Below are 20,765 nucleotides of genomic sequence, written 5' to 3'. Positions count from 1 at the left end.
ACCCTTGAATCGGATGCCGTTGCGTGGCTCTTCGGATGGTCGGCTTCGTTGGGCTCGCGGGTCCCGACCCTCAGCGCGTTCGCTGTTCTTCGTTGACGGTTGTGGGCAGGGGTGCGGATACTGGGAGCGTTGATCGGCTTGACGAGCGTGGAGGCGGCTGGTGACGCTGCTGGTGCTCAGCTACGCCGACCTCGATAGCCGGCCGATCGGCACCTGGCTGCGCGGGGCAGGGGATCTGCTCCTGGTCACCTCGCGGTCTGCGCGGGCCGCGTCACCCAAGAGCGAGACCGCGCTCTTCCGAGAGATCATGACCGTTGACGACTACTTCTCCCAGGACGTGCTCATCGCCGCGCACGCGCTGGCCCGGCGCCATCCGCTGGCTGGAGTGATCGCGTCCAATGAGTCCGACCTCCTACGTTCGGCCGTCCTGCGCGAGCGGTACCGGCTGCCCGGCCAGCGCGTCAATGAGGCGATGGCCTTCCGGGACAAGCTGACGATGCGACGGACAGCCGAGGCAGGAGGGATCGCCGTCCCACGCTTCCAGGATGTCCGCAGCCTCGACGACGCGATGTCCTTCGCCGTGCTCCATGGCTTCCCTGTGGTGATGAAACCGCGGCGGGCGACCGGAGCCCAGGGTGTCGGTGTGGCCCGCACGCCCGCCGAACTCCGAGGCGCGTTCGCTGGCGCCTCCGCCTTTCCCGGCGGTCTCCTCGTCGAGACGCGGGTCGACGCCTCCATCTACCACATCGACGGCGTCAGCGACCGCGGACGCGTCGTGCACTGTTGGCCTAGCCGGTACAGTGCCGGAGCCCTGGAGACGGTCCAGCGGCACGCCCCCCGGGTCAGCATGTTGATGGGCGCTGCTGATCCGCTGCGCCCGCGACTCCAGGAGTTCGCAGTCGCCGTCATCAAGGCATTCCCGTCATCCGGCCCCTTCTCCTTCCACATCGAGGCCTGGGTCGATCGCGGTGTCCCCGTTCTGTGCGAGGTGACCGCCCGGACGGGAGGCGGGCCGATCGCCGAGGCCTACCGGGCAGCGTTCGGCCTCGACCTGTCACGCGAGAGCTTCCTCGCCCAGGCCGGGTTGCCACTCACCATTACCGAGCAGCCTTCCGCGCCGCTGCGCTACGTCGGCTGGATCGGCTTCCTCACTGGCGACGGCCTCTACACGCCGCCCATCCGGGACCGTCCGCCGGTCCTATGGTTCAAGGACGTCCGCGAGCCCGGCAGTTACTGCCGCCGGGCGACCATGATGTCGGACTTCGCCGCCTATGCATTGGTAGATGGGGCGTCAGCCGAGGAGGCCGAGGCACGTGGAGACGATCTCATCCGGTGGTGGGACGAGGGGTGCCCCTGGCGCTGACCTCGGCCGCTCGGTCCTCGGTGTGCTTGGCGGCATGGGGCCGCTGGCCACCGCCGACTTCTACCGCAGGCTCGTCGAACGGGTCCCCCCGGCACCGACCAGGACCATCCGTCGGTCGTGCTCTGGTCAGACGCCTCGCTGCCCGACCGGACCGCCGCGCTGCTGGGGCGCGGGCCGTCGCCGCTGCCCGGCCTGGTCGCCGGAGTCCGCCTGCTCCGCGACGCCGGGGCGCTATATGTGGCGATGCCGACCAACACCGCCCACGCCTGCCGCGAGGAGCCGACCCTACGGACTGGCGTGGAGATCATCGACATGATCGAGGCAGCGGCCGGGGACGCCCTCAGTACCAGCTGCGTCCGCCTGGGCGTCCTCGCCAGTCGGGAACCCACTTCGCCCGCTTGTACGAGCGCGCTGCCGCACCGTTGGGCCCCCAGGTGGTCCAGGTCGCCGAACCGGGCCAGAGGACGCTCGTCGATCCGGCGATCAAAGCGGTCAAGGCGGGCCGGGACCTGCGGGAGGCGGGACGGCGCATCGCCTCGGCCGCCGCCGTCCTGGCCGCCTCTGGCGCACACGATCACCCTCGGCTGCTCGGAGCTGTCGCTCGTCCGGGGAGTTCGCCGACGCGCCCGTGCCGTTGATCGACGCGGCCTCGAGCCTGGCGGACGCCGCTCTCGCCCGGTTGGGTTACAGGCTCTCGGGGTACGGTTCGGCACCCAGGTAGCGGCCCCACTCCTCACGGGTCAGCGAACGGTGCACCTGAGTGGCGGCTTGGGCGAGCAGGTCCTCCGGCCTCAGTGGCCATCCCCGGACGAACCCGTCCGCCGCCCCTGTGACCAGCAGGTGGCCGTCGGGCGTGAAGACCGCGTCGGCGACCGTCGCGGGGTGAGGAAGCCGGCAGCGTTCGGCTCCGCTCTCGGTGTCCCAGACCCGGACGACCGCGTCCTCTCCCACGGTCGCCAGCAGCAGGCCGTCGGCGCTGAGAACCACCCGGGTGACCCATGCCTCGTGGTCGACCTCGCAGCGCCGGTCCTCAGACTTCAGGTCGTGGACCGCGACGGCCCCGCCCCGTCCGATCGTCGCGAGGAGTTCCAGCCGTCCGTCGAAGGCTGCTCCACCCCACCATTCTCCGCCGAACGCTCGCCTTGACAGGACCGTGCCGTCCGCCGCCGAGACGACTGTCGCGTTCCCGGCGTCGTCGACGACGGCGACCTTCGTGCCGTCGGGGGAGAAGCCGGTGACGCCCGCGATGTCCCCGATATCCGCCTCGACCCGGCCTCCGCCGTCGGTGAGGATGAGCACTGACTCGAGGTCGCCGGTAGCGGCGAGCGACCGTCCGTCCGGGGAGAAGGCCAGGGAGCGCAACTCCTCGGCCCCGGTGGCCAGGCCGGGTAGCCGGTCGCCGCCGGGAAGCGACCATCGCCCGACGTCTCCGCCCTCCCCGGTTGCGGCGAGTGTTCCGCCGTCGGGGGAGAGCGCCAGTACGGAGGCGTTCCCGGCGCCGAACGACGTTTCGAGGGCGAGGTCGTCGAGCCGCCAGACCTGCACCGCGCCCTCGACGGCCAGCACGGCGATCCGGGAGCCCGAGGCGTCCACGGCCAGTGAGACGACGGGGCCTGCGGCCTGAAACCGGTACCGTTCGGCGTGTGCGGTCGTCGACCAGAGCGCGCCCTCGTCGTCCTGGCTGGCCGAGGCTCCCCATGCGCCGTCGGGACTGACCGCGACGGCCCTGACCGCACGCCGGTGGGACACGCGAAGCAACTCTGCTCCGACGGCGCTCCAGATTCGGGCGGTCCCATCGTCGGACCCGGTGAGCAGCCCGCGCCCGGAGGGCTCGAACACGACGTCCCGGACGGCCGCGCCGTGCCGCATCCTGACCAGCTCCGAACCGGTGGAGGCGTCCCAGATGCGTGCGTGGCCGTCGTCGCAGGCGGTGCCGAGCAGCCGCCCGTCGGGGCTGAACGCCACCGCGGTGACCGCGCCCTCGTGCGGAAGGACGAGCACGGGCGCGGCCCCGGCGGCGACCGGCCAGACTGCGACCGTTCCCTCGTCACTTGCGCTCGCAACGGACGCCCCCAGGGGGGAGAAGACGGCGTCACGCACGGGGGCGTCATGGCCGTGCCGAGCACGCTCGCTCCAGTCGGTGACGTTCCAGACGCGGGCGCTCCGGTCGGCGCCACCTGTCAGCAGCAGGGAACCTGCACGATCGAAGGCCACGCTCCGCACCCAGCCCTCGTGCGGGACCGTGAGCCGCGGACGGACGCCGCCGTCCCAGACGCGGACCATCCCGTCGTCGCATCCGCTGGCCAGCAGCGAACCGTCCGGGGTGAAGGCCAGCGCGCCTACCCAGCCGCCGTGCATCATTTCGACGAGCATCGCGCCGTCGTCGAGCGACCACATCCGCGCCTCGCCGTTCTCGCAGCCCGTGACCAGGCGGCGGCTGTCGGGACTGAAGGCCACCGCCCGGATCCATCCGCCGTCCCGGTGCCGCAGGCACAACAGCCGCTCACCGGTCCGGACGTCCCAGACGCGGGCACTCGCGTCATCGCCCGCCGTGACGAGGATCCGACCGTCGGGGGAGAACGCAGCGACCTGCACGTCGGAGTCGTGCGGCAGCCTGACGCTGTGCTCGGGCAGCAACGCGAGTCCGCGCCGCAGCGCCAGATCGGCTTCGAACGACGACGCCCGCCGCAGCGACTCGGCGGCCAGCAGCACGCTCAGCGGCAGCGCATTGGCCCGCTCGCCCCGGACGAGTTCGGCCTGCGCGACGAGCTGACGGGACAGGGCCTCCTCATACAGCAGTCGGTACCGGGCGTCTTCCTGCTCCTGGCGTTCGCGGCTCAGCCGGACGAACGCCCGCTCCTCGTCGGTGATCTCCGCCTCGCGCTCGACCATCCAGGTCTCGGCCTCGGCCAGTAGCGGGCCCCGCAGCAGGACGCCCTGGTCCTCGCCGAACGCCCGCCAGATCCGGATCTGCTCGCGAACCCGCTCCTGCCAGATCCGGAACGTCCGGTCCAGGCTCACCCACTCGCGCAGCCGCGTCCAGCCCGCGATGAGGGCCTCGTGCACGATCTCGATCGTCTGAGCGCCGGTCGGCCCGGCCCCGGTGACGACCAGCCGGTCGTCGGCGAGCCGCCGCGCGATCTCCCAGTCACCGGGCCGCAGTTCGCTGCGGACGGCGAGGCGCCGCACATCGGCGGTCCCATCACCGGGTGCGACCAGCTGAAGCAGCACCTGCCGGACCCGCACCCGCTCCTGCTCGTCGTAGCCCGCGAGGACGCGTTCGGCGTGGTGGGTCAGCGCACCCTCGACGCCGCCGATCCCATCGTAAGCCGAGTGCGTGATCGTCTGTCGGTGCTGCCGGTCCCACAGCAGCGACAGCGTGAACTCCAACAGCGGCAGGCGTCCCGGCTGGTCACCGACGTCGGCGAGGATCCTGCCGACCAGCCCAGGCTCGAACCGGGCGCGCCGCAGTGCGGCGGGCTCCACGATCGCGGCCCGCAGCCCGTCCTCCGACAGGGGGCCGATCGGCTCGATCGCCCCGGTCAGCGCCTCGGAGAACACCCGGTCGTCGAGAGCCTGGTTGAGGAAGTCGGCGCGCATGGTCAGCAGCACCCGCACATCGGACTCTGCCGCCGCCTTCAGCAGATCGGCCACGAACCGCTGCGGCACCGACGTGCCCTGGTGGTGGGTGTACAGCTCCTCGAACTGGTCGCCCACCAGCAGGAGCCTCCGCCCGTTCGCCACGATCTGGCGGACCGCGGCGTCGACCCGGCCCCCCTGGAGGAGCTCGGCCATCCGCGGGGTCTCCAGGAGCAGGTCGAGCTCCGACATGTCGGGCTGGAGCAGCCGCATCAGGACGGCCGCGAGTTCCTCGTACGGGTTCTTCCGGGGCCGGAACACCGCGACCGTCCAGGAACCGGACGCCCGCAGCGCGGGGATCAAGCCGGCCTGGACGACCGAGGACTTCCCGCCCCCGGACGGCCCCACGACCGCCGTCAGGGGCCGGGCGGCGACGGCCTCAGCGAGCCGGGCGACCACGTCGTCCCGGCCGAAGAACAGCTCGGCGTCGGCCTCACGGAACGCGGCCAGGCCCTGGTAGGGGCTCGGCGCGATGGTCCGTTCGGTGAGGACGTCCGGCCAGGCCGCCACGAGCGTGTCGGTCGGCACCGCGTAGGCGACCCGGTCGGTGCCCTGCCGGTCGGCAGCGACGACCATGCCGACGACGCCCTGATGCTCCTCGACCCAGACCGGCGCCCCGCTGTAACCGGGCTGGACGCGGCGGCCGGTCTGCCGTTCGTGCTCGATCTGCAGCCACGACGTCGCCTGCACGTCGGCGAGCAAGCCCTCGGCCCAATCGCCGCCCGACCGTCCGCCTGGAAACCCGAACGTCCGGAACGGTAGCCCGTACGGTTCGGCGACCGAGATCAGCAGGGCCGGTTCCGTACCCGCCGGAGGGTCCTCGGCCAGCAGCAGGCCCGCGATGTCGCCGCCGCCGTCAGGCCCGACAGGCGTCCACAGCACGATCGACGCGGTGATCCGCGCCGACCCGGACGCCGCCAGCGGGAAGTCGAGCTCGATCGTCCCGGTGGGCGGCTCGGGATCGGTGTCTGGGATGCCCAGCGCCGCCGCGACGACATGGGCGCAGGTCAGGACGTGGTGGCGGCCGACGAGGAACCCGGCGCCGATCACCGAACCGGACGGTTCCCAGATCCGGGCCAAGCTGCCGCGGACGTTCCCGCTCACTCTCCGGAGTCCGCCGGGGGCTCCGCGCCGGGCGCGTTGGTCCAGCGCAGCGCGACCTTGAGGTTGGCCTCGGCGCTGGTGTTGGCGACGACGACCCCTGCCGACGTGCCCACCTTGATCGCGAACTCGACGGTGACCTCGGACGGCGGAACGCTGACCCCGCGCATCGCCGTGCTGACCTGCTCGGCCGCCGATCGCAGCCGTAGCAGCGCCGAGTTGAACGACTCACCGGCCAGGCCTGCGACGTCCCGGATCCGTCCGGCCCGGACGATCTCCCCCTCATCCTCGGGGCTCTGCTGGACGATCAGAGCCATGCCGTTGTCCAGCGGTACCTCGACGAACCTTGTCACGCCTGGGCCTCCTGTTGAGGGGATCGTCCTCCGGCACCGGTAGCCTCTCCCGCCGCGACCGGCGGCGCAACAGGGTTGAGGATCTCAGCGAGGGCCGTCGCGTGTTCGGCGGCGAGCAGACCGTAGTGGTCGGCGGACAGGCTCAGATACCGAGTTCGTCCAGTGGTGCGGGCACGCCAGGCGGCCGGGTCGGTCATCCGCCGGGCGGGAAGTACCGGATGCTCGAGCGACGCCTGCACCAGGACGAGGTCGACGTCCAGCGCCGGGCCCTCGAAGCGGTGGCCGCGGCGGGCGCGCGCGTTGGCGAGCAACGCGCCGACCAGCGTGTCCGCAAGTGCCCCGACCAGGCCCGTGCCCGCGATGATTCGGCGGGCCTCCTCCTCGGTGGTGTCCTCCGTCTCCTCCTCTGGTGAGGTGTCGAGCAGCGCGAGCGTCCGGACGCCGCCGGCCGCACCGCCGAGCAGCCGTGCCATCTCGACCGCGACGATCCCGCCGAAGGACCAGCCCGCGAGATCGAAAGGTCCCGCGGGACGGATCCTGCGGACGTCGGCCGCGTACCGGGCGGCCAGTTCGGCGACGGTCGCGGGCGGCGAGCCGACGGACTGGAAGCCGTGGACGGGCCGGTCCGGTGGCAGTGCCGCCACGAGGTGCCGGTAGCAGAGCAAGTCGCCCGAGAGCGGGTGGACGAGGAACAGTGGAGGCCCGTCGCCGTCCCGGAGCCGGACGGCGCGGCCGCTGTCGCGCCGGCCGTCGAGGCGCGCGGCCAGCAGCGCCACGGTCGGGTGCGCCAGGACGTCGGCGGGAGTGACGGGCACGCTCCAACGGCGGGTAAGCCGGTCGGCCAGGACCACCGCCGTCAGCGAGTGGCCGCCGAGCGCGAAGAAGTCGGCGTCGGCGGGGATCTCGGCGATGCCGAGCAGCTCCGACCAGACCTCGGCCAGCTCTATCTCGCAGCGGGTCTCCGGGAGCCTGCCCGTGCCTGCGGCGAGCGCGGTCGCGGGCTCCGGCCGCAGCACCCCCCGGTCGATCTTCCCGTTGGGGGTGCGGGGCAAGGCCGGGAGCATGTGGAACGCCGACGGCAGCATCGCCGGTGGCAGGAGGGTTCGCAGGTGGGCGAGCAGTCCGGTGGCCGTGACGGCAGGGTCGCCGGTGACGTAGGCGGTCAGCGCCCGCTCGCCGGCGGTGACGGCGGCGTCCCGGACACCGGGAGCCGTCCGCAGCGCCGCCTCGATCTCGCCGTGGTCGATCCGGACGCCGTGCCGTTTGACCAGCGAGTCGGTGCGGCCGAGGAAGACGAGGTCGCCGCAGGGAAGCAGGCGGACGCGGTCGCCGGTCCGGTAGTAACGGCGACCGCCGAGGCCCGCGACGAAGCGGGCGGCGGTCAGCGCCGGGTCGTTGGCGTAGCCTCGGGCGAGGCCCGTCCCGCCGAGGTACAGCTCACCGGGCGCCCCGGCAGGTACGGGGCGGAACCGCCGGTCGAGGATCAGGGCGTCCAGGTGGGGGATGAGCCGTCCCACCGGGACGTCGCCCGTCCCCTCCTCATCGGGCGCGACCTTGCGGAAGGCGGCCGTCATCGTTGTCTCGGTCGGCCCATACTGGTTGACGAACGTCGCCTCCGGGGCGAGCCGCTCGCGAGCTCGGCGAAGGACGTCCCAGCGCAGCCGCTCCCCGCTGACCAGCACCAGCCGCAACGCCGTCGGTTCGCCCGACGCGGCCTCGGCGAGCTCGGCGAGCAGGGTCGGGACGACACTGAGCAGGCACGTCACCCGGTGGGCGCGGATGGCCGCCAGCAGCGCCCTAGGATCATCGGAAGGGACACCGACCACCAGCCGTGCCCCGGCGGCGAGGGTCGCGAAGCTGTCGCGGACGGCGGAGTCGTAGGCGATCGACGGCACCTGCAGCACCACGTCGCCGGGGCCGAGCCCGTACTCCTCGACCACGTACAACAGGTAGTTCACCGCCCCCGCGTGGGTGGTCATCACCCCCTTCGGCAGGCCGCTGGAGCCGGAGGTCTGCACGATGTACGCGAGATCAGCGCCGTCCGCCTCGGTCTCCGCCGCCTCCGCCTCCGGCGGGCCTTCGCCGTCCAGCGCGCGCAGCCGCTCCGGCGTGAGGACCAGTAAGACCCCGGCGTGCTCGATCATGCGCCGAGACCGTTCGGCCGGATAGGACGGGTCGACGCCCAGGAACGCGCCTCCGGCCCGCCACACGGCGAGGGCGCCCATCACGAGGTCCACGCCGCGCGGCAGCCGGAGCCCGACCACGCTCCCCGGCCCCACCCCTGCCGCGCGGAGCCCGGCCGCGAGCCGTTCCGACCGCGCGACGAGCTCCGCATAGGTCACTTGCAGGTCCCCGGTCTCCATCGCGACGTGCGGCGAGCTCCGGACGAGCAGATGGACCCCTCCCGCAGGCCTTTCCGGCGTCACGGGCCCGGCGAGCGGATCTGGGGTGGACGCCCCGGACAGCAGATCCCGGAAGGACTTCAGCAGCTGCTCTGGCACCCCCTCGGCGATCACGTCCACGGCGTGTTCGAGCGTCAGCTCGAGCCGCTCGCCCCGATCGGTGACGAACAGCGACACGTCGAACTTGGCGGTGCCGTTGTGGACGGGAACGGGCGTCACCGTCAGATCACCGAGCCGGTTCAGCTCGACGGGCTCCTCCTCCATCACGAAGGACGCCTGGAACAGCGGGTTGCGGCTGGGGTCACGCGGCGGGTCCAGCGCCCGGACGACCTCGTCGAACGGAATCTCGGCATGCCGGTGGGCGGCGAGGAACAGGTCCCGGACCCGCGGCACCAGCCCCGCCGGATCGGCGTCGTCCGGCACCGCGACGCGCAGTGCCACCGTGGTCGCGAACAGCCCGGCCACCCCGTGCAGGTCCTCGTGGTCGCGTCCGCTGACTGGCACCCCGATCACGACCTCGTCCTGGCCCGTCCAGCGCTGCAGCAGCACCGCGAACGCCGACAGCAGCACGAGGAAGACGGTCGTCCCGGACGCGGCGGCCGTCCGCCGGACCGTCGCGGTCAGCTCCGGCGTCAGCGTGAGCGCCACCTGCGCCCCGGCATGGGTGGCGACCTGGGGGCGCGGCCCGTTCGCGGGCAGGTCGAGGACCGGCAGGGGAGCGGCCAGGTTGCCGGTCCAGAACCGCAACCCCTCCGGTGGGGTCGGCCGCCGGGCCGCCCAGCAGGCGGCGTCAGCCGCACCGATCCGCGCGGGAGAGGACGTCGCGGCCGTGCCGTGCCGCCGTGCCAGGTAGAGCGCCGACAGGTCACCGACCAGGACGCGCAGCGACCAGCCGTCGGCGAGCAGGTGGTGGGCCACGAGGATCAGATGGGTCTGCTCACCGACGAACAACTCTGCCCGGACCTGCGGTGCTCCGGGCGGGAACGGAGCGCGCGCCGCGGCCGCGAGCCGGTCGCCGATCGCCCCGACGGACGTCACCGTCAGCGGGACGCTCCCCGTCTCCGCCACGACCTGCACGACTTCGTCGCCGTCCATCTCGAACGTGGTCCGCAGCGCCTCGTGCCGGAGCGCGAGATCGCCGAGCGCCGCCCGGAGCGCCTCGACGTCCAGGTCCCCGTCGAGCCGCGCTGCCACGTACACGTGGTAGACCGGGCCGTTGCCCGACAGCCGATCGGCGAGCCAGACCCGCCGCTGAGCGGGTAGCAGCGGCACCGCCGCGCCCGGGTCGCGGCGCGGAATCCCGTCTCCGGTCCCCCCGCCGCGCAGCAGCCGTTCGAGCAGCGCGCGGCGGGCGGCGTCGCTCACGCGGGACCGCCGGAGAGCCGGGCATCGACCTCGGAGTCGCTCAACCCGGCGACGGCCGCGTGCACTGCGTCTGTGACGGCCGGAGCCAGGAGTGCGATAGTCGGCCGGTCGTACAGCTCCTGAAGCGCCAGCTCGATGCCGAAACCGGAACGGAGCCGCCCCATCATCCGGGTCGCCTGGATCGACTGCCCGCCGAGTGCGAAGAAGTTGTCGTCCACACCGACCGGCGACACGTCGAGGATCTGCGACCACAGGACGGCCAGGGCCTCCTCGACGGGTGACCCCGGCGCCCGGTACGCGGCCCGCCCGCCGGGCAGGCCGCTCCAGTCGGGCGGCGGCAGCGCCTTCCGGTCGGTCTTGCCGCTGGCCGTCTTCGGCATCTCCGCCAATGGGACGATCAGCGACGGCAGCATGTAGGCGGGCAGTTCCGCTGCGAGGAACGCGGTCAGCTCCGGCGGCGCGGGGGCGGGGCCCGCTACGTAGGCGACCAGGCGGGGTTCGCCGAGCCTGTCCTCGGCGAGCACGACCGCGGCGTTGACCACGGACGGGTGCCGGGCGAGGGCCTCCTCCAGTTCGCTCAGCTCGATGCGGATGCCGCGGAGCTTCACCTGCCGGTCGTGGCGGCCGAGGAAGACTAATTCGCCGTCGGGGCGCCGGCAGCCGCGGTCGCCCGTCCGGTAGAGCCGGTCGCCCGTCCCCGCCGGGTCGGCGACGAACCGCTCCGCCGTCCGTACCGGATCGCCCAGATAACAGCGGGCCAGGCCGACGCCGCCGATGTACAGTTCGCCGACCGTCCCCGCCGGGCAGGGCCTGAGGTCCTCGCCGAGGACCCGGACATCGTTGTTGTCGATGACGCGCCCGATGGGGATCGGTCCGCTCTCCTCGTCGGCGGCGTCGCAGGTGTGGGCGGTCGAGTCGATCGATACCTCGGTGAGCCCCCACAGGTTCCGCAGCTCGCAGCCGGGACCGAACACCTCCCGGAACCTGCGCACCAGATCCGGTCGGAGCGGCTCACCGGCCGACACGACCAGGCGCACCGACGCGAGCCCGGGGCTCGGTGGCAGGTCGAGGAACTCCGCCAGCCAACTCGGCACGAACTGCAGAACCGCCACCCGATGCTCCGCCGCCGCGGCGCGGATCGCCGCTGGGTCGCGGTGCAGGCCAGGACCGAGCATGACGACCGTCCCGCCGCACGTCAGCGGCCAGAAGAACTCCACTGCCGAGTCGTCGAACGTCAGGGTGGTCTTCTGCAGCACCCGCTCGCCCGGAGCCAGGCCGTGGGCGCGCTGCATCCACAGCATCCGGTTGGTCCAGCCCCGGTGGGTGCTGGCCACCGCCTTCGGCAGCCCCGTGGAACCCGACGTGTGGTAGACCGACACGAGATGGTCGGCCGACATCGCCACGTCCGGCCGATGGTCGGGCAGGCCGGACAGATCGCCGGGCAGTACCAGCGCGCCGGGCGGGTCCATGCCGTCCCGGCACACGCACAGCATGCTCCCGGCACGCTCCAGAAGCGCGGCGTTCCGCGCGGCCGGGGCGTCGAGATCGAGCGGCAGGTACGCGCCCCCGGCCTTCAGGATGCCGAGCAGCGTGACCACGAGATTGGCCGAGCGCTCCACCGCCACCCCGACCACTGCGTCCGGTCCGATGCCGCGCTCCCGCAACAGGGACGCGACCCGGTTGGCGTGCCGGTCGAGCTCCCGGTAGGTGAGCTCGCCGTCCGCAGCCACCACCGCGACGGCGTCCGGCGTGCGGTCGGCCTGTTCCTCGAAGAGCCGGTGGACCAATGGTTGCGGCGGAAGCGGAGATCGGGGGCCGAGTCCCTCGTTCTCCGACATCGTACCTCCCGCCGACCTCCGATCAGAGTACGATAACGCCCTGTCCATGCCTAGGGGATCCCTCCCCGCGAGCTGGGAGACGCCCATGGCTGAGTCCGGTCAGATCTCCGTCGTGGTCGACCCGGCACTGGGCGGACGGTGGACGTCGCTCCGCTCCGCCGCGGGACGCGAATGGCTGTTCTCCCGCACCGAACCCCGCCGTGCGCAGGTCACGCCCGGCGACCGGTTCGTCGACGCGGGCGGCCTCGAGGAGTGCCTGCCGACGCTCGGCGGTCCGCCCGATCACGGCGTCGTCTGGTCGCGTCCCTGGACGGAGACCGGCGGCGGCCACGAGGTCGAGGCTGACGGGTTCCGGCTGCGCCGGGAGATGACGGCCGACGGCGACGTCCTGACCGTCCGCTACCGGCTCGAAGGCGAACCGGGCAGGGCCTTCATCTGGGCCGCGCACGCCCTCCTCGACCTGCCGCCCGGCTCCCGCCTCGTTCTGCCCGAGGGCCTGCCCGCGACCGTCGGCACCGAGACCGGACTGCGATCCTTCCCCTGGCCAGACCTGGACGGCGTCGACCTCGGCGACCTCGGCCCGGACGACGGCAGCACCCTCATGGTCGTGGTCCCCGACGTCGCGACCACCATCGTCCTGGACGGCCCTGACCGCCTCACCTTGACGGTGTCGGCCCCCGGCCTGCCGACCGGCGTGGCGTTCTGGCGGAACCTCGGAGGCTGGCCCGAAGACGCCCCCTACCGGTCGATCGGCGTCGAACCCCTGCTGGGCCGGACGGGCGACCTCAGCGAGTGCGGCTCCGGCGACGCCGTGACCATCCCAGAGTCCGGCGTCGTCACCTGGACCCTGACGATCATCGCCGACCGCCCCTAGGACCTGCGTAGCATTACGAACCCGGTGGTCGTGCCGCCGCTGACGATCTCGCCGCTGATCGCGTTCTTCGGCCGGGTGAACAGGTACCCGTGCAGGCGCACGTCGCTCAGCCGGGCGTCGCCGGTGAAGCGGAACGCGCAGCCGTGGCCGAAGTCCGCGTCGATCTCGCCCTCGACCGCCAGTTCGTCGTCGAGGTCGGGGTGGCGGTAGACGCCGGTCAGCAGGCGGCCTTCGGCGTGTTCCAGGTTGATCTCCGCGACGTGGCCGTCGTGGAGCATGGTGTAAGAGCCGGTGAAGTCGGTGGGGGTGACCTGGTTGGTCACCTGGCCGGGCACCGCAGGCGGGAGTTCGCCGTCGCCGAACGCGACGAAGCCGAAAGGCTCGGTCTCCCAAGTGGTGGTGCCCGCGATCGTCCGGCCGTCGCCGTGGGTGAACAGGTAGCCGGTGAAGCGCTGCTCGGGCAGCCAGTTGAAGTCGTGGATGACCAGGGTGATCCGGTGCCGGACTTCGAGGTCGATCTGGCCGGTGACGGTGAACGTCTGGTCGAGGCGGTGGTCGCGGTACTCGCCGCGCAGGTTCCGTCCGGCGGAGACCTGGAGCCTCAGCACCCCCGGCCAGCCGTCGTGGGCGAAAAAGTACTCGCCGACGAAGCGCGCGGGCCTGACAGATCGGTCGCTGGGAACGAAGATGTCCTTGAGATCCATGCGGGGTCCTGGAGGGCTGAGGGATGGATGTCGGAGAAGGAACCCTGTCGATCGGCGGGGAGCCGGGCCGTCCCCTGAGGGTCGCCGCGATCGGCTCCGACGGTCCGCACCACCGCCATCTCTACTCCGCCCTGGGGCGACGGTTCGAGCTGGTCGGGGTCATCGTAGAACAAGGCGATCGGTGGGGTCTCGGGTTACTGCGCAAACGCCGCTACGTCGACTGGTTCTACCTCCGGGTGCACGAGCGGCGACAGCGCCTGCTAGGCCACCGCCGCTACCGCCGCGGCTTCTTCGCCGCGCTCGGCCCGGACTTGCCGCCCGCCACCGTCGTCAGGGCCCGGTCGGTCAACGACCCCGAGGTCCCCGCCGCCCTCACCGCATGGGCGCCCGACATCACGATCGTCTTCGCCGTCTCCATCCTGCGCGCCGATGTGCTGGCCGCCGCCGGAACCTCGATCAACGTGCACGCGGGCTGCCTGCCGACCTACCGCGGCAACCAGGGAATCTTCATGGCCCTCCACCGTCGCGACGAAGCCAACGTCGGTGCGAGCCTCCACCTGGTCGTCCCCAAAGTTGACGCGGGCCCGCTCCTCGCCGTCATCCATGCCCCCGTCCACCCCGACGACAACGAAGAGACCCTCTGGTGCCGCTCCATCCAGCGCGCGATCTGTGAACTCACCGACCTCCTAGCCCGCCTCGAAGCCGGCGACAGCATCCCGTACCGCGCCCAGCCCTCCGGCGCCCCCGCCATCCGCAACCGCGACCGCGGCTTCACCACGGACCTCATCAGCGCCTGGCGCCGCCTCCGCGGGCACCGTCTCCGAGCCCGGCCCCACTGGATCATCGAGCACGGCGACTGCACCCGAACCACCACCGCCGAGTGACGATCAGCCGCTGTTCTCGTTGTTCGCGAGGGCAGGGAGTGTTCGGCGAGCGATGTGACTCAGAACTCGTGCTGATCGTTCGGGCGGCACGTCCACGACCTGCTCACCGTCGGCGAGGATGTGGGTGCCGAATATTGTGTCACCGGGTTTGATCTGGGGTTTTGCTGCGTTCGGCGGCTCGGCTCCGGCAGGATGGCTCTGCGGCTGCTGTACTTGATCGTCTTACGGGCATTCGGCTGGATCGCGCTGCTCGCCCGATCACAGGCGTCCAAAGACGCAGGGATCTTGGTGTTGCGGCATCAGTTGGCTGTACCGCTCGAATATTGAGTTACGCGCCCTTGAGCTGCGGTTAGGCGGCGTGGTGGTATTCGCTGATCGCCCCTGCGACGACGAGTTTTCGGCGGATGGAGCGCGGGGTCGTTGAGTTCGGTCACGTTCCGGGCGGGCTGCGTTTCGGTGTTCGGGGGACGTTGGTGCCGGGACTGATGCGGCCGGTGACGGTTGTAATGGATCAGATACTCCTGGAGCACGGGCGTCAGGTGGCGTTCATTGAGGATCAGGATCCGGTCCAGGAGTTCGTGGCGCAGGGTGCCGATGGCCTACTCGCAGGTGGCGTTCATTCTCGGTGTCGGCGGCAGGGTGGTGATGATCCGCAGCCCTTCGGCTGTGAAGACTTCCCTTAGGCGGAGGTGAAGAGCGGGTCCCGATCGAGGCCAGGAGGGCGCTGAGGAAGGCCCTGTCCTCGGGAGTAAGACTCACCTTGGTGTCGGCGCCGAGGTGGCGTTCAAGGACCGTGATCTGGTGACGCACGGCAGTATCTCGACGTCCTTGTCCCGATCGCTCATCGGTAGCAACCGCAGCGCGGCGAATGTGCTGGTGAGGTAGGCCAGGCGAAGGAGCACGGCCGATCATCCTGCCGCTGGTGTTCACCTTCAGCCGCCCCGACCTGCGCCCGCTCTCGGTGGGCATGCTCGCCTTCCGCGGCACCAATTCCACCGACTGGTCCGGCCTCGCCGCCGCGGGCACCATCTCCTTGATCCCCCTGCTCCTCGTGTTCCTCGTGCTCCAGCGCTACTTTGTCGAAGGTGTCGCAGGGGCCGTGAAGTCCTGACGCGCCCAACCTCGAATGAGAGAAATGAACCAACCGAACATCCTGCTCATCTGCACCGACCAGCAGCGCTTCAACGCGATGGGCGCCTACGGCAACGACGAGATCGACACGCCCAACCTCGACCGGCTGGCGAAGCAAGGCATGCTGTTCGAGAACTGTTATGTACAGACGGTCTGCGGCCCCTCCCGCGCCAGCCTCATGTCCGGCCGCTACGTCCACGCGCACGGCGCCTGGGCGAACGGCGTCGGGTTGCCCGCGCACGAGCACCTGTTCTCGCGTACCCTGGCCGACCACGGCTACGACTGCGGCCTGGTCGGGAAGTTCCACGTCGGCGGCGCGTGCTTCTGCGGCCGTCTCGAGCCGCGGCTGGACGACGGCTTCCGCGTGTTCCGATGGGCGCACGACCCTTACCCCGGGTCGTCCGAGAACGCCTACCACCGGTGGTTGCGGGCCGTACGGCCGGACCTGTACGAGGCCGCCGCGAATGCCGGGACCGGGACCATATTCGACAGCCTTCCGACGGAGTTCCACTACAGCCGGTGGATCGGCGACGAGACCATCGACTACCTGCTGCGCTCACGCGACGCGGACAAGCCGTTCTTCTTCGTGGCCAACTTCTTCGACCCGCACCACGGGTTCGGCGCGCCCAAGGAGTACGTCGACCGTTACCGCGGCAAAACTCTGCGGCCTCCGATCACCCGGCCCGACGAACTCGCCGGGAAGCCTTCCGTGCTGACCGAGGCCTCGCACCGCTCCTACGCCGGCCACGCCCGCGGCTACACGGAGTACACCGAATCCGAGCTCCACGACGTCAGAGTCAACTACTACGCCATGGTGAGTCTCGTCGACGACGAAGTCGGCCGGATCCTCGCCGCTCTCGACGAGGCGGGTCTGGCCGACGACACACTGGTCGTCTTCACCAGCGACCACGGCGAGATGCTCGGTGATCACCAGCTCATGCTGAAAGGCCCGATGATGTACGAGTGCGCCGTACGCGTGCCACTCGTCATGCGCTGGCCGGCCGGATTGCCCGCCAGCGAGCGCCGGGCCGAGCTGGTCCAGTGGATCGACCTGGCGACGACCTTCGTGGCGGCCGCCGCTTCCCCGCGGGCAAGGGCTGAACCTTCTGCCGCTGGCCCGCGGCGATCAGGACGCGCCGGTCAGGGACTGGGCGCTCTGCGAGTACCGCAACAGCGGCCACCCGTACGAGGAGCCCGTGCACACCACGATGCTGAGGCACGACCGCTGGAAGGTCGTCGTCTACCATGGCGCGCCGTCCACGACTCGAGCGCGCTCCGGCGAGCTGTACGACCTGGAGGCCGACCCGACCGAGCTGGACAACCTGTGGGACGACCCGGCCCATGCGAGGGTACGGCTCGAGCTGCAGGAACTGCTGCTCGACGTCCTGGTCGCCACCGAAGATCGCAGCCAGCCGCGGGAAGCGTACTGGTGAGGGCGCCCGCCGCCGGCCGGCGCAGGGGTGAGGTCGCCCGGTCGGCCGTGTGCGGCAGCCACCTCTCCACAAAAGAGCGGGCGGTCGTCTACAGACGGGTCAGGACCTCACGAGCCTCGAACATGCCCGACCCAGGCCACTGCTCCGACCAGGAAGCCAAGACAAACCCGCAGCTCACGACCGTGAACGGGAGTATTGACACCCTTCACCATTTACGAGGCCCACTTCAATGAGTATCGCCCGCATCGCTCCCTGGGCCAGGCAGCCCCGCTGCGAGCCCTTCCCGACCCGGTCGAGGACGATATCAAGGTCATTCGGCGTGACCGCCTCGGCGGGCTGATCCACGAATACGCGCAGGTCGCATAGGGCGGCCGAGTTCTTGGCACCCACAGGATCCCAACGGGCGGGTAGTTGCGCCCGAGCATCGAAAAGCGAGATCATCACGCATGCTCGACCCCTTGCCCGAGGACGACGGGACTTCACCGACGGTTTCTACGCCGCATTTCGTGGGTCGTGATCGGGAGATGGCGGCGCTTCGGGTCGCCTTGGCCCGGCCACCGGCGATCGTGCTGGTAGAGGGCGAGGCGGGGATCGGGAAGAGCCGGCTGCTGCGAGAGTGGTTGGCCGCGCCGGACCAGCGCACTGCCTTGGTCTCGGTGTGCCCACCGCTTCGCGAGTCGCTGACGTTGGGGCCGATCGTCGACGCGTTCCGTGGGATCGACCGCCCGGTGTCGCGATTGCGGCTCACCGAGCTTGCGGGTGCGTTACGGCCCCTGTTCCCTGAATGGTCCTCGGACCTGCCGCCCGCATTGCAGCCTTTGGACGATGCGAAGGCGGCACGGCATCGCCTGTTCCGCGCCCTGGACGAGCTGCTGCGGGCTCTGCGTGTCGACGTTCTCGTGCTCGAGGACGCTCACTGGGCCGACGAGGTGACCTTGGAGTTCCTGCTGTTCGTCGCCTCCCGACAGCAATCGGACGGGCCAAGCCTCGTGACCTCCTATCGGCCGGAGGAGGTGGACGTCGGATCGCTGTTGCTGCGGCTGACGTCCCGGTTGCCTGCTGGCGTGACCCAACTGAGGATCGCCCTGGCGCCGATGCGACCCAACGACACGGCAGCGCTGGTGTCCTCGATGCTGGACGGCAACCCGATATCGCAGGAGTTCACGACGTTCATGCACGAGCGGACCGGTGGCGTTCCTCTGGTGCTGGAGGAGTCGGTTCGCCTCATGTGCGACCGTGCCGACCTCGTCTTCCGCGACGGACAGTGGGTCCGGCTGAAGCTGCGCAAGCTACAGGTGCCGCCAACGGTGCGCGACTCCACCCGGGAGCGGGTGGGCCGTCTGTCGCCGACGGCGCAGCAGGTGTTGCGAGCCGCGGCTACGTTGGCTGAGCGGTCATCGGTGGCCACGATCGCGATGACCGCCGGTCTGTCACCAGCTGTGTGTCGAGGCGCTATCGCGGAGGCGGCCGACGCCGGCGTCCTGGACGGAGACGACCGCGGCCAGTGGCGATTCCGGCATGTGCTGGCCGCCACAGCTGTCTACGAAGCGATCCCGTTGACCGACCGCAGACACTTCCACCTGCTGGCCGGCCGGGCCTTGGAGGACATCCATCCGCCGCCTGTCGCACGCCTTGCCCACCACTTCCGTGAGGCGGGCGAGACGCGGTCCTGGGCGCGGTACGCCGAGCAAGGTGCCGAGTTGGCCATGGCCTCGGGTGACCACACCAAGGCGGTCGACTTGTTGGTCGATCTGTTTTCGTGGTCCGAGCTGGCGCCGGCGGATCGGGCACGAGTCGCGCGCATCGCCGGAGTAGCCGCACTGGGCCGTCGTGAACCGGTCGACGAGGTCTACCACCGCGTGATCCGTACCTTGCGCTCGGTGCTGGAGACCCCCGGTCTCTCCGCCCGCCAGCAGGCGGAGATCCGCAACCCCCTAGGTCGGCTCCTGATCATCGGGGGTGAGGCGCAGGCCGCACTCAGCGAGCTCGAGCAAGCGGTGGCCAACCTCGACCATGACCCGGTCGAGGCGGCTCGGGCAATGACCTATCTAGGATGGGCCTATGCGGGACCGTGGCCGGCGTCGACCCATCGGCGTTGGCTGGATCGCGCCGCTGAGCTCACCGCCGAAGTCGATTCTCCCGCAGAGCGGCTGAATCTGGCCGGCAACCGAGCCGCTGCGTTGCTCATGCTCGGCGAAGAGGAGGCCTGGGACGTCGTCGCTGACCTGCCCATCGACGGCGCGGCCTCGGCGGAGCGTCTCGACGTGGCCCGCATCCACGCAAATGTCGGGACCGGCGCACTGATCTGGGGTCGGTACGCCGACGCGGAAAAACACCTCGCCGTGGCAATGCGCCTTGCCGAGGCCGAGCAGGCGTCCCGGCTGCAACACAACGTCCGACTCGAACAGACCAACCTGGCGTGGCTCACCGGCCGCTGGGAGGGTCTCGCGGAGAGAAGCGCGGCACTCGCCGATGCCGACCGAGACCGGCCGGCGTACTACCTCGGCAGCATTCGCCTCGCGGCCCGGCTGGCAGCCGCAGCCGGACGGCGGCGCGCCGCGGGGGAGCAGTTCCGGCTGGTCCTTGAGGAGTCTGCCCGTCTCGGCGCAGCCGACGACACGATGGAGGCCGCCGCTGCGCTGGCCAGACTGTGGCTGACGGACGGAAACAGCGGCCGGGCGCTGCAGATCACGAACGAGCCGATGGACACAGTCCAGAGAAAAGGCATCTGGGTCTGGGCGACGGACCTCGTCCCCGCCCGGATTGAGGCGCACCTCGTCGCGGGCGACCTGAAGGCCGCGACACGCCTGGGCGACCAGTTCGCCAGAGGACTGCGTGGCCGTACAGCGCCTGCGCCTCGCGCCGCCCTCACCGTATGCCGTGCTCTGCTGGTCGCCGCAGCCGGAGACCACGCCCGCGCGGCGAGGGCGTACGACCGGGCGGCGCGCGCCTGGAACGCGTTGCCGCGCCCCTACGACGCCATGCTCGCCCGCGAGCGTCAAGCCGAGGCGCTCATGGCGCAAGGCCAGATCGAACAGGGCCGAGAGCTGCTGGCCGCACAGTACGAACAACTGTTCAGGCTCGGAGCCCGCGGCGATGCGGACCGTGTCGCACAGCGGCTTCGCGAACACGGCGCCGAGGTTCCGCGATTGTGGCGCGGCGGTCGACGGGGGTACGGCGACCGGCTCTCACCTCGTGAGCTCGACGTGGTCCGACTGGTTGTCGCCGGCAAGACGAACCGGGAGATCAGCCGGATTCTGGCCAAGTCACCGGCCACGGTGGATCAACAGCTGCGTGCGGCGATGCGCAAGTTGAAGGTGAGTTCCCGGACCGCGCTCGCGGTCAAGGCAGTAGAGGCCGGAGTGTTCGCAGAAGGGGATTCCCTCGACGACCCGTCGTGAAAATTGACGTATTCGCCGGATAGCGAAGGTCGCTCGTCACCCCGAGCATGACTCCATGATCCATGGCCCTAGGGCAGTGCATGCCTGAGCGACCTATCGCGCGTGACGACTCCGTCATCGAGCACCAGCAACCACTTGAGCTGTCGCGCGAGCCGCGCGTCAGCACCTCCGACGCCCCTGGTGCCCCCGACGCCCCCGACGCCCGGGATGCCGGCGATGACGGCGATGACGAGAGCCACGACCCCTACCAACCCCTGTAGGCCGGAGGACCCCCCAC

General features: G+C 70.9%; 13 protein-coding genes and 2 pseudogenes. 9 read left to right on the top strand and 6 right to left on the bottom strand.

Features of this window, described 5'->3' with window-relative positions; translation table 11 throughout:
* The first annotated feature begins 160 nt into the window (after positions 1-160).
* Together ACQPWU_RS48475 and ACQPWU_RS48470 are read left to right on the top strand one after the other, a co-directional pair.
* Complete coding sequence (locus ACQPWU_RS48475; RefSeq protein WP_433433043.1) at positions 161-1,363, top strand: ATP-grasp domain-containing protein; 1,203 nt, start codon at positions 161-163, stop codon at positions 1,361-1,363.
* Between the two features lie 105 nt (positions 1,364-1,468).
* Positions 1,469-1,765 (top strand): annotated as a pseudogene (locus ACQPWU_RS48470) (aspartate/glutamate racemase family protein); the annotation flags it as partial.
* Between the two features lie 282 nt (positions 1,766-2,047).
* Here the strand turns inward: ACQPWU_RS48470 and ACQPWU_RS48465 are convergent.
* The 4 genes from ACQPWU_RS48465 to ACQPWU_RS48450 are packed head-to-tail and all read right to left on the bottom strand — an operon-like array spanning position 2,048 to position 12,061.
* Entirely contained in the window at positions 2,048-6,106 is a 4,059-nt protein-coding gene (locus tag ACQPWU_RS48465; RefSeq protein ID WP_433433042.1) for a trypsin-like peptidase domain-containing protein, read from the bottom strand.
* Positions 6,103-6,456, bottom strand: coding sequence for a CU044_2847 family protein (locus ACQPWU_RS48460; protein ID WP_433433040.1), 354 nt, complete (start codon positions 6,454-6,456; stop codon positions 6,103-6,105). Before ACQPWU_RS48460 ends, ACQPWU_RS48465 begins: the two co-directional genes overlap by 4 nt.
* The gene (locus ACQPWU_RS48455; protein WP_433433038.1) at positions 6,453-10,223 is read right to left on the bottom strand and encodes a non-ribosomal peptide synthetase; all 3,771 of its coding nucleotides are present in this window, start codon (positions 10,221-10,223) and stop codon (positions 6,453-6,455) included. The genes ACQPWU_RS48460 and ACQPWU_RS48455 overlap by 4 nt, the downstream gene beginning before the upstream one ends.
* Complete coding sequence (locus ACQPWU_RS48450) at positions 10,220-12,061, bottom strand: non-ribosomal peptide synthetase (RefSeq protein WP_433433036.1); 1,842 nt, start codon at positions 12,059-12,061, stop codon at positions 10,220-10,222. Before ACQPWU_RS48450 ends, ACQPWU_RS48455 begins: the two co-directional genes overlap by 4 nt.
* An 85-nt stretch (positions 12,062-12,146) precedes the next feature.
* Between ACQPWU_RS48450 and ACQPWU_RS48445 the strand changes: the two genes are divergently transcribed.
* Positions 12,147-12,935: a hypothetical protein gene (locus tag ACQPWU_RS48445; RefSeq protein WP_433433034.1), complete on the top strand. Its 789-nt coding sequence runs from the start codon at positions 12,147-12,149 to the stop codon at positions 12,933-12,935.
* Here ACQPWU_RS48445 and ACQPWU_RS48440 read toward each other — a convergent pair.
* Entirely contained in the window at positions 12,932-13,639 is a 708-nt protein-coding gene (locus ACQPWU_RS48440; protein ID WP_433433032.1) for a hypothetical protein, read from the bottom strand. The genes ACQPWU_RS48445 and ACQPWU_RS48440 overlap by 4 nt on opposite strands.
* A gap of 23 nt (positions 13,640-13,662) precedes the next feature.
* On the opposite strand from ACQPWU_RS48440, the gene ACQPWU_RS48435 reads away from it, so the two are divergent.
* Positions 13,663-14,523 carry a formyltransferase family protein gene (locus ACQPWU_RS48435; protein ID WP_433433030.1) on the top strand — a complete coding sequence of 287 codons (861 nt, stop codon included), beginning with the start codon at positions 13,663-13,665 and terminating at the stop codon, positions 14,521-14,523.
* 299 nt (positions 14,524-14,822) lie between these two features.
* Here the strand turns inward: ACQPWU_RS48435 and ACQPWU_RS48430 are convergent, their stop codons facing one another.
* Positions 14,823-15,110, bottom strand: coding sequence for a hypothetical protein (locus ACQPWU_RS48430; protein WP_433445482.1), 288 nt, complete (start codon positions 15,108-15,110; stop codon positions 14,823-14,825).
* Between the two features lie 335 nt (positions 15,111-15,445).
* Here ACQPWU_RS48430 and ACQPWU_RS48425 point away from each other — a divergent pair, with 335 nt between their 5' ends.
* The 5 genes and pseudogenes from ACQPWU_RS48425 (at position 15,446) to ACQPWU_RS48405 (ending at position 20,748) form a co-directional block, all read left to right on the top strand.
* Entirely contained in the window at positions 15,446-15,634 is a 189-nt protein-coding gene (locus tag ACQPWU_RS48425) for a hypothetical protein (RefSeq protein ID WP_433433028.1), read from the top strand.
* A 15-nt stretch (positions 15,635-15,649) separates the two neighbouring features.
* A pseudogene (locus ACQPWU_RS48420) lies at positions 15,650-16,723 on the top strand (sulfatase family protein); the annotation flags it as partial.
* Between the two features lie 28 nt (positions 16,724-16,751).
* Positions 16,752-17,087: a sulfatase/phosphatase domain-containing protein gene (locus ACQPWU_RS48415; RefSeq protein WP_433445481.1), complete on the top strand. Its 336-nt coding sequence runs from the start codon at positions 16,752-16,754 to the stop codon at positions 17,085-17,087.
* Positions 17,088-17,545: 458 nt separating this feature from the next.
* Positions 17,546-20,488: an ATP-binding protein gene (locus ACQPWU_RS48410; protein WP_433433027.1), complete on the top strand. Its 2,943-nt coding sequence runs from the start codon at positions 17,546-17,548 to the stop codon at positions 20,486-20,488.
* An 80-nt stretch (positions 20,489-20,568) separates the two neighbouring features.
* Positions 20,569-20,748, top strand: a complete 180-nt coding sequence (locus ACQPWU_RS48405; RefSeq protein WP_433433025.1) for a hypothetical protein — start codon at positions 20,569-20,571, stop codon at positions 20,746-20,748.
* Positions 20,749-20,765 lie beyond the last annotated feature (17 nt).

Source organism: Nonomuraea sp. CA-141351 (assembly GCF_050944675.1).
Taxonomy (GTDB): Bacteria; Actinomycetota; Actinomycetes; order Streptosporangiales; family Streptosporangiaceae; genus Nonomuraea.
This window is presented reverse-complemented; position numbering and strand designations above follow the sequence as displayed.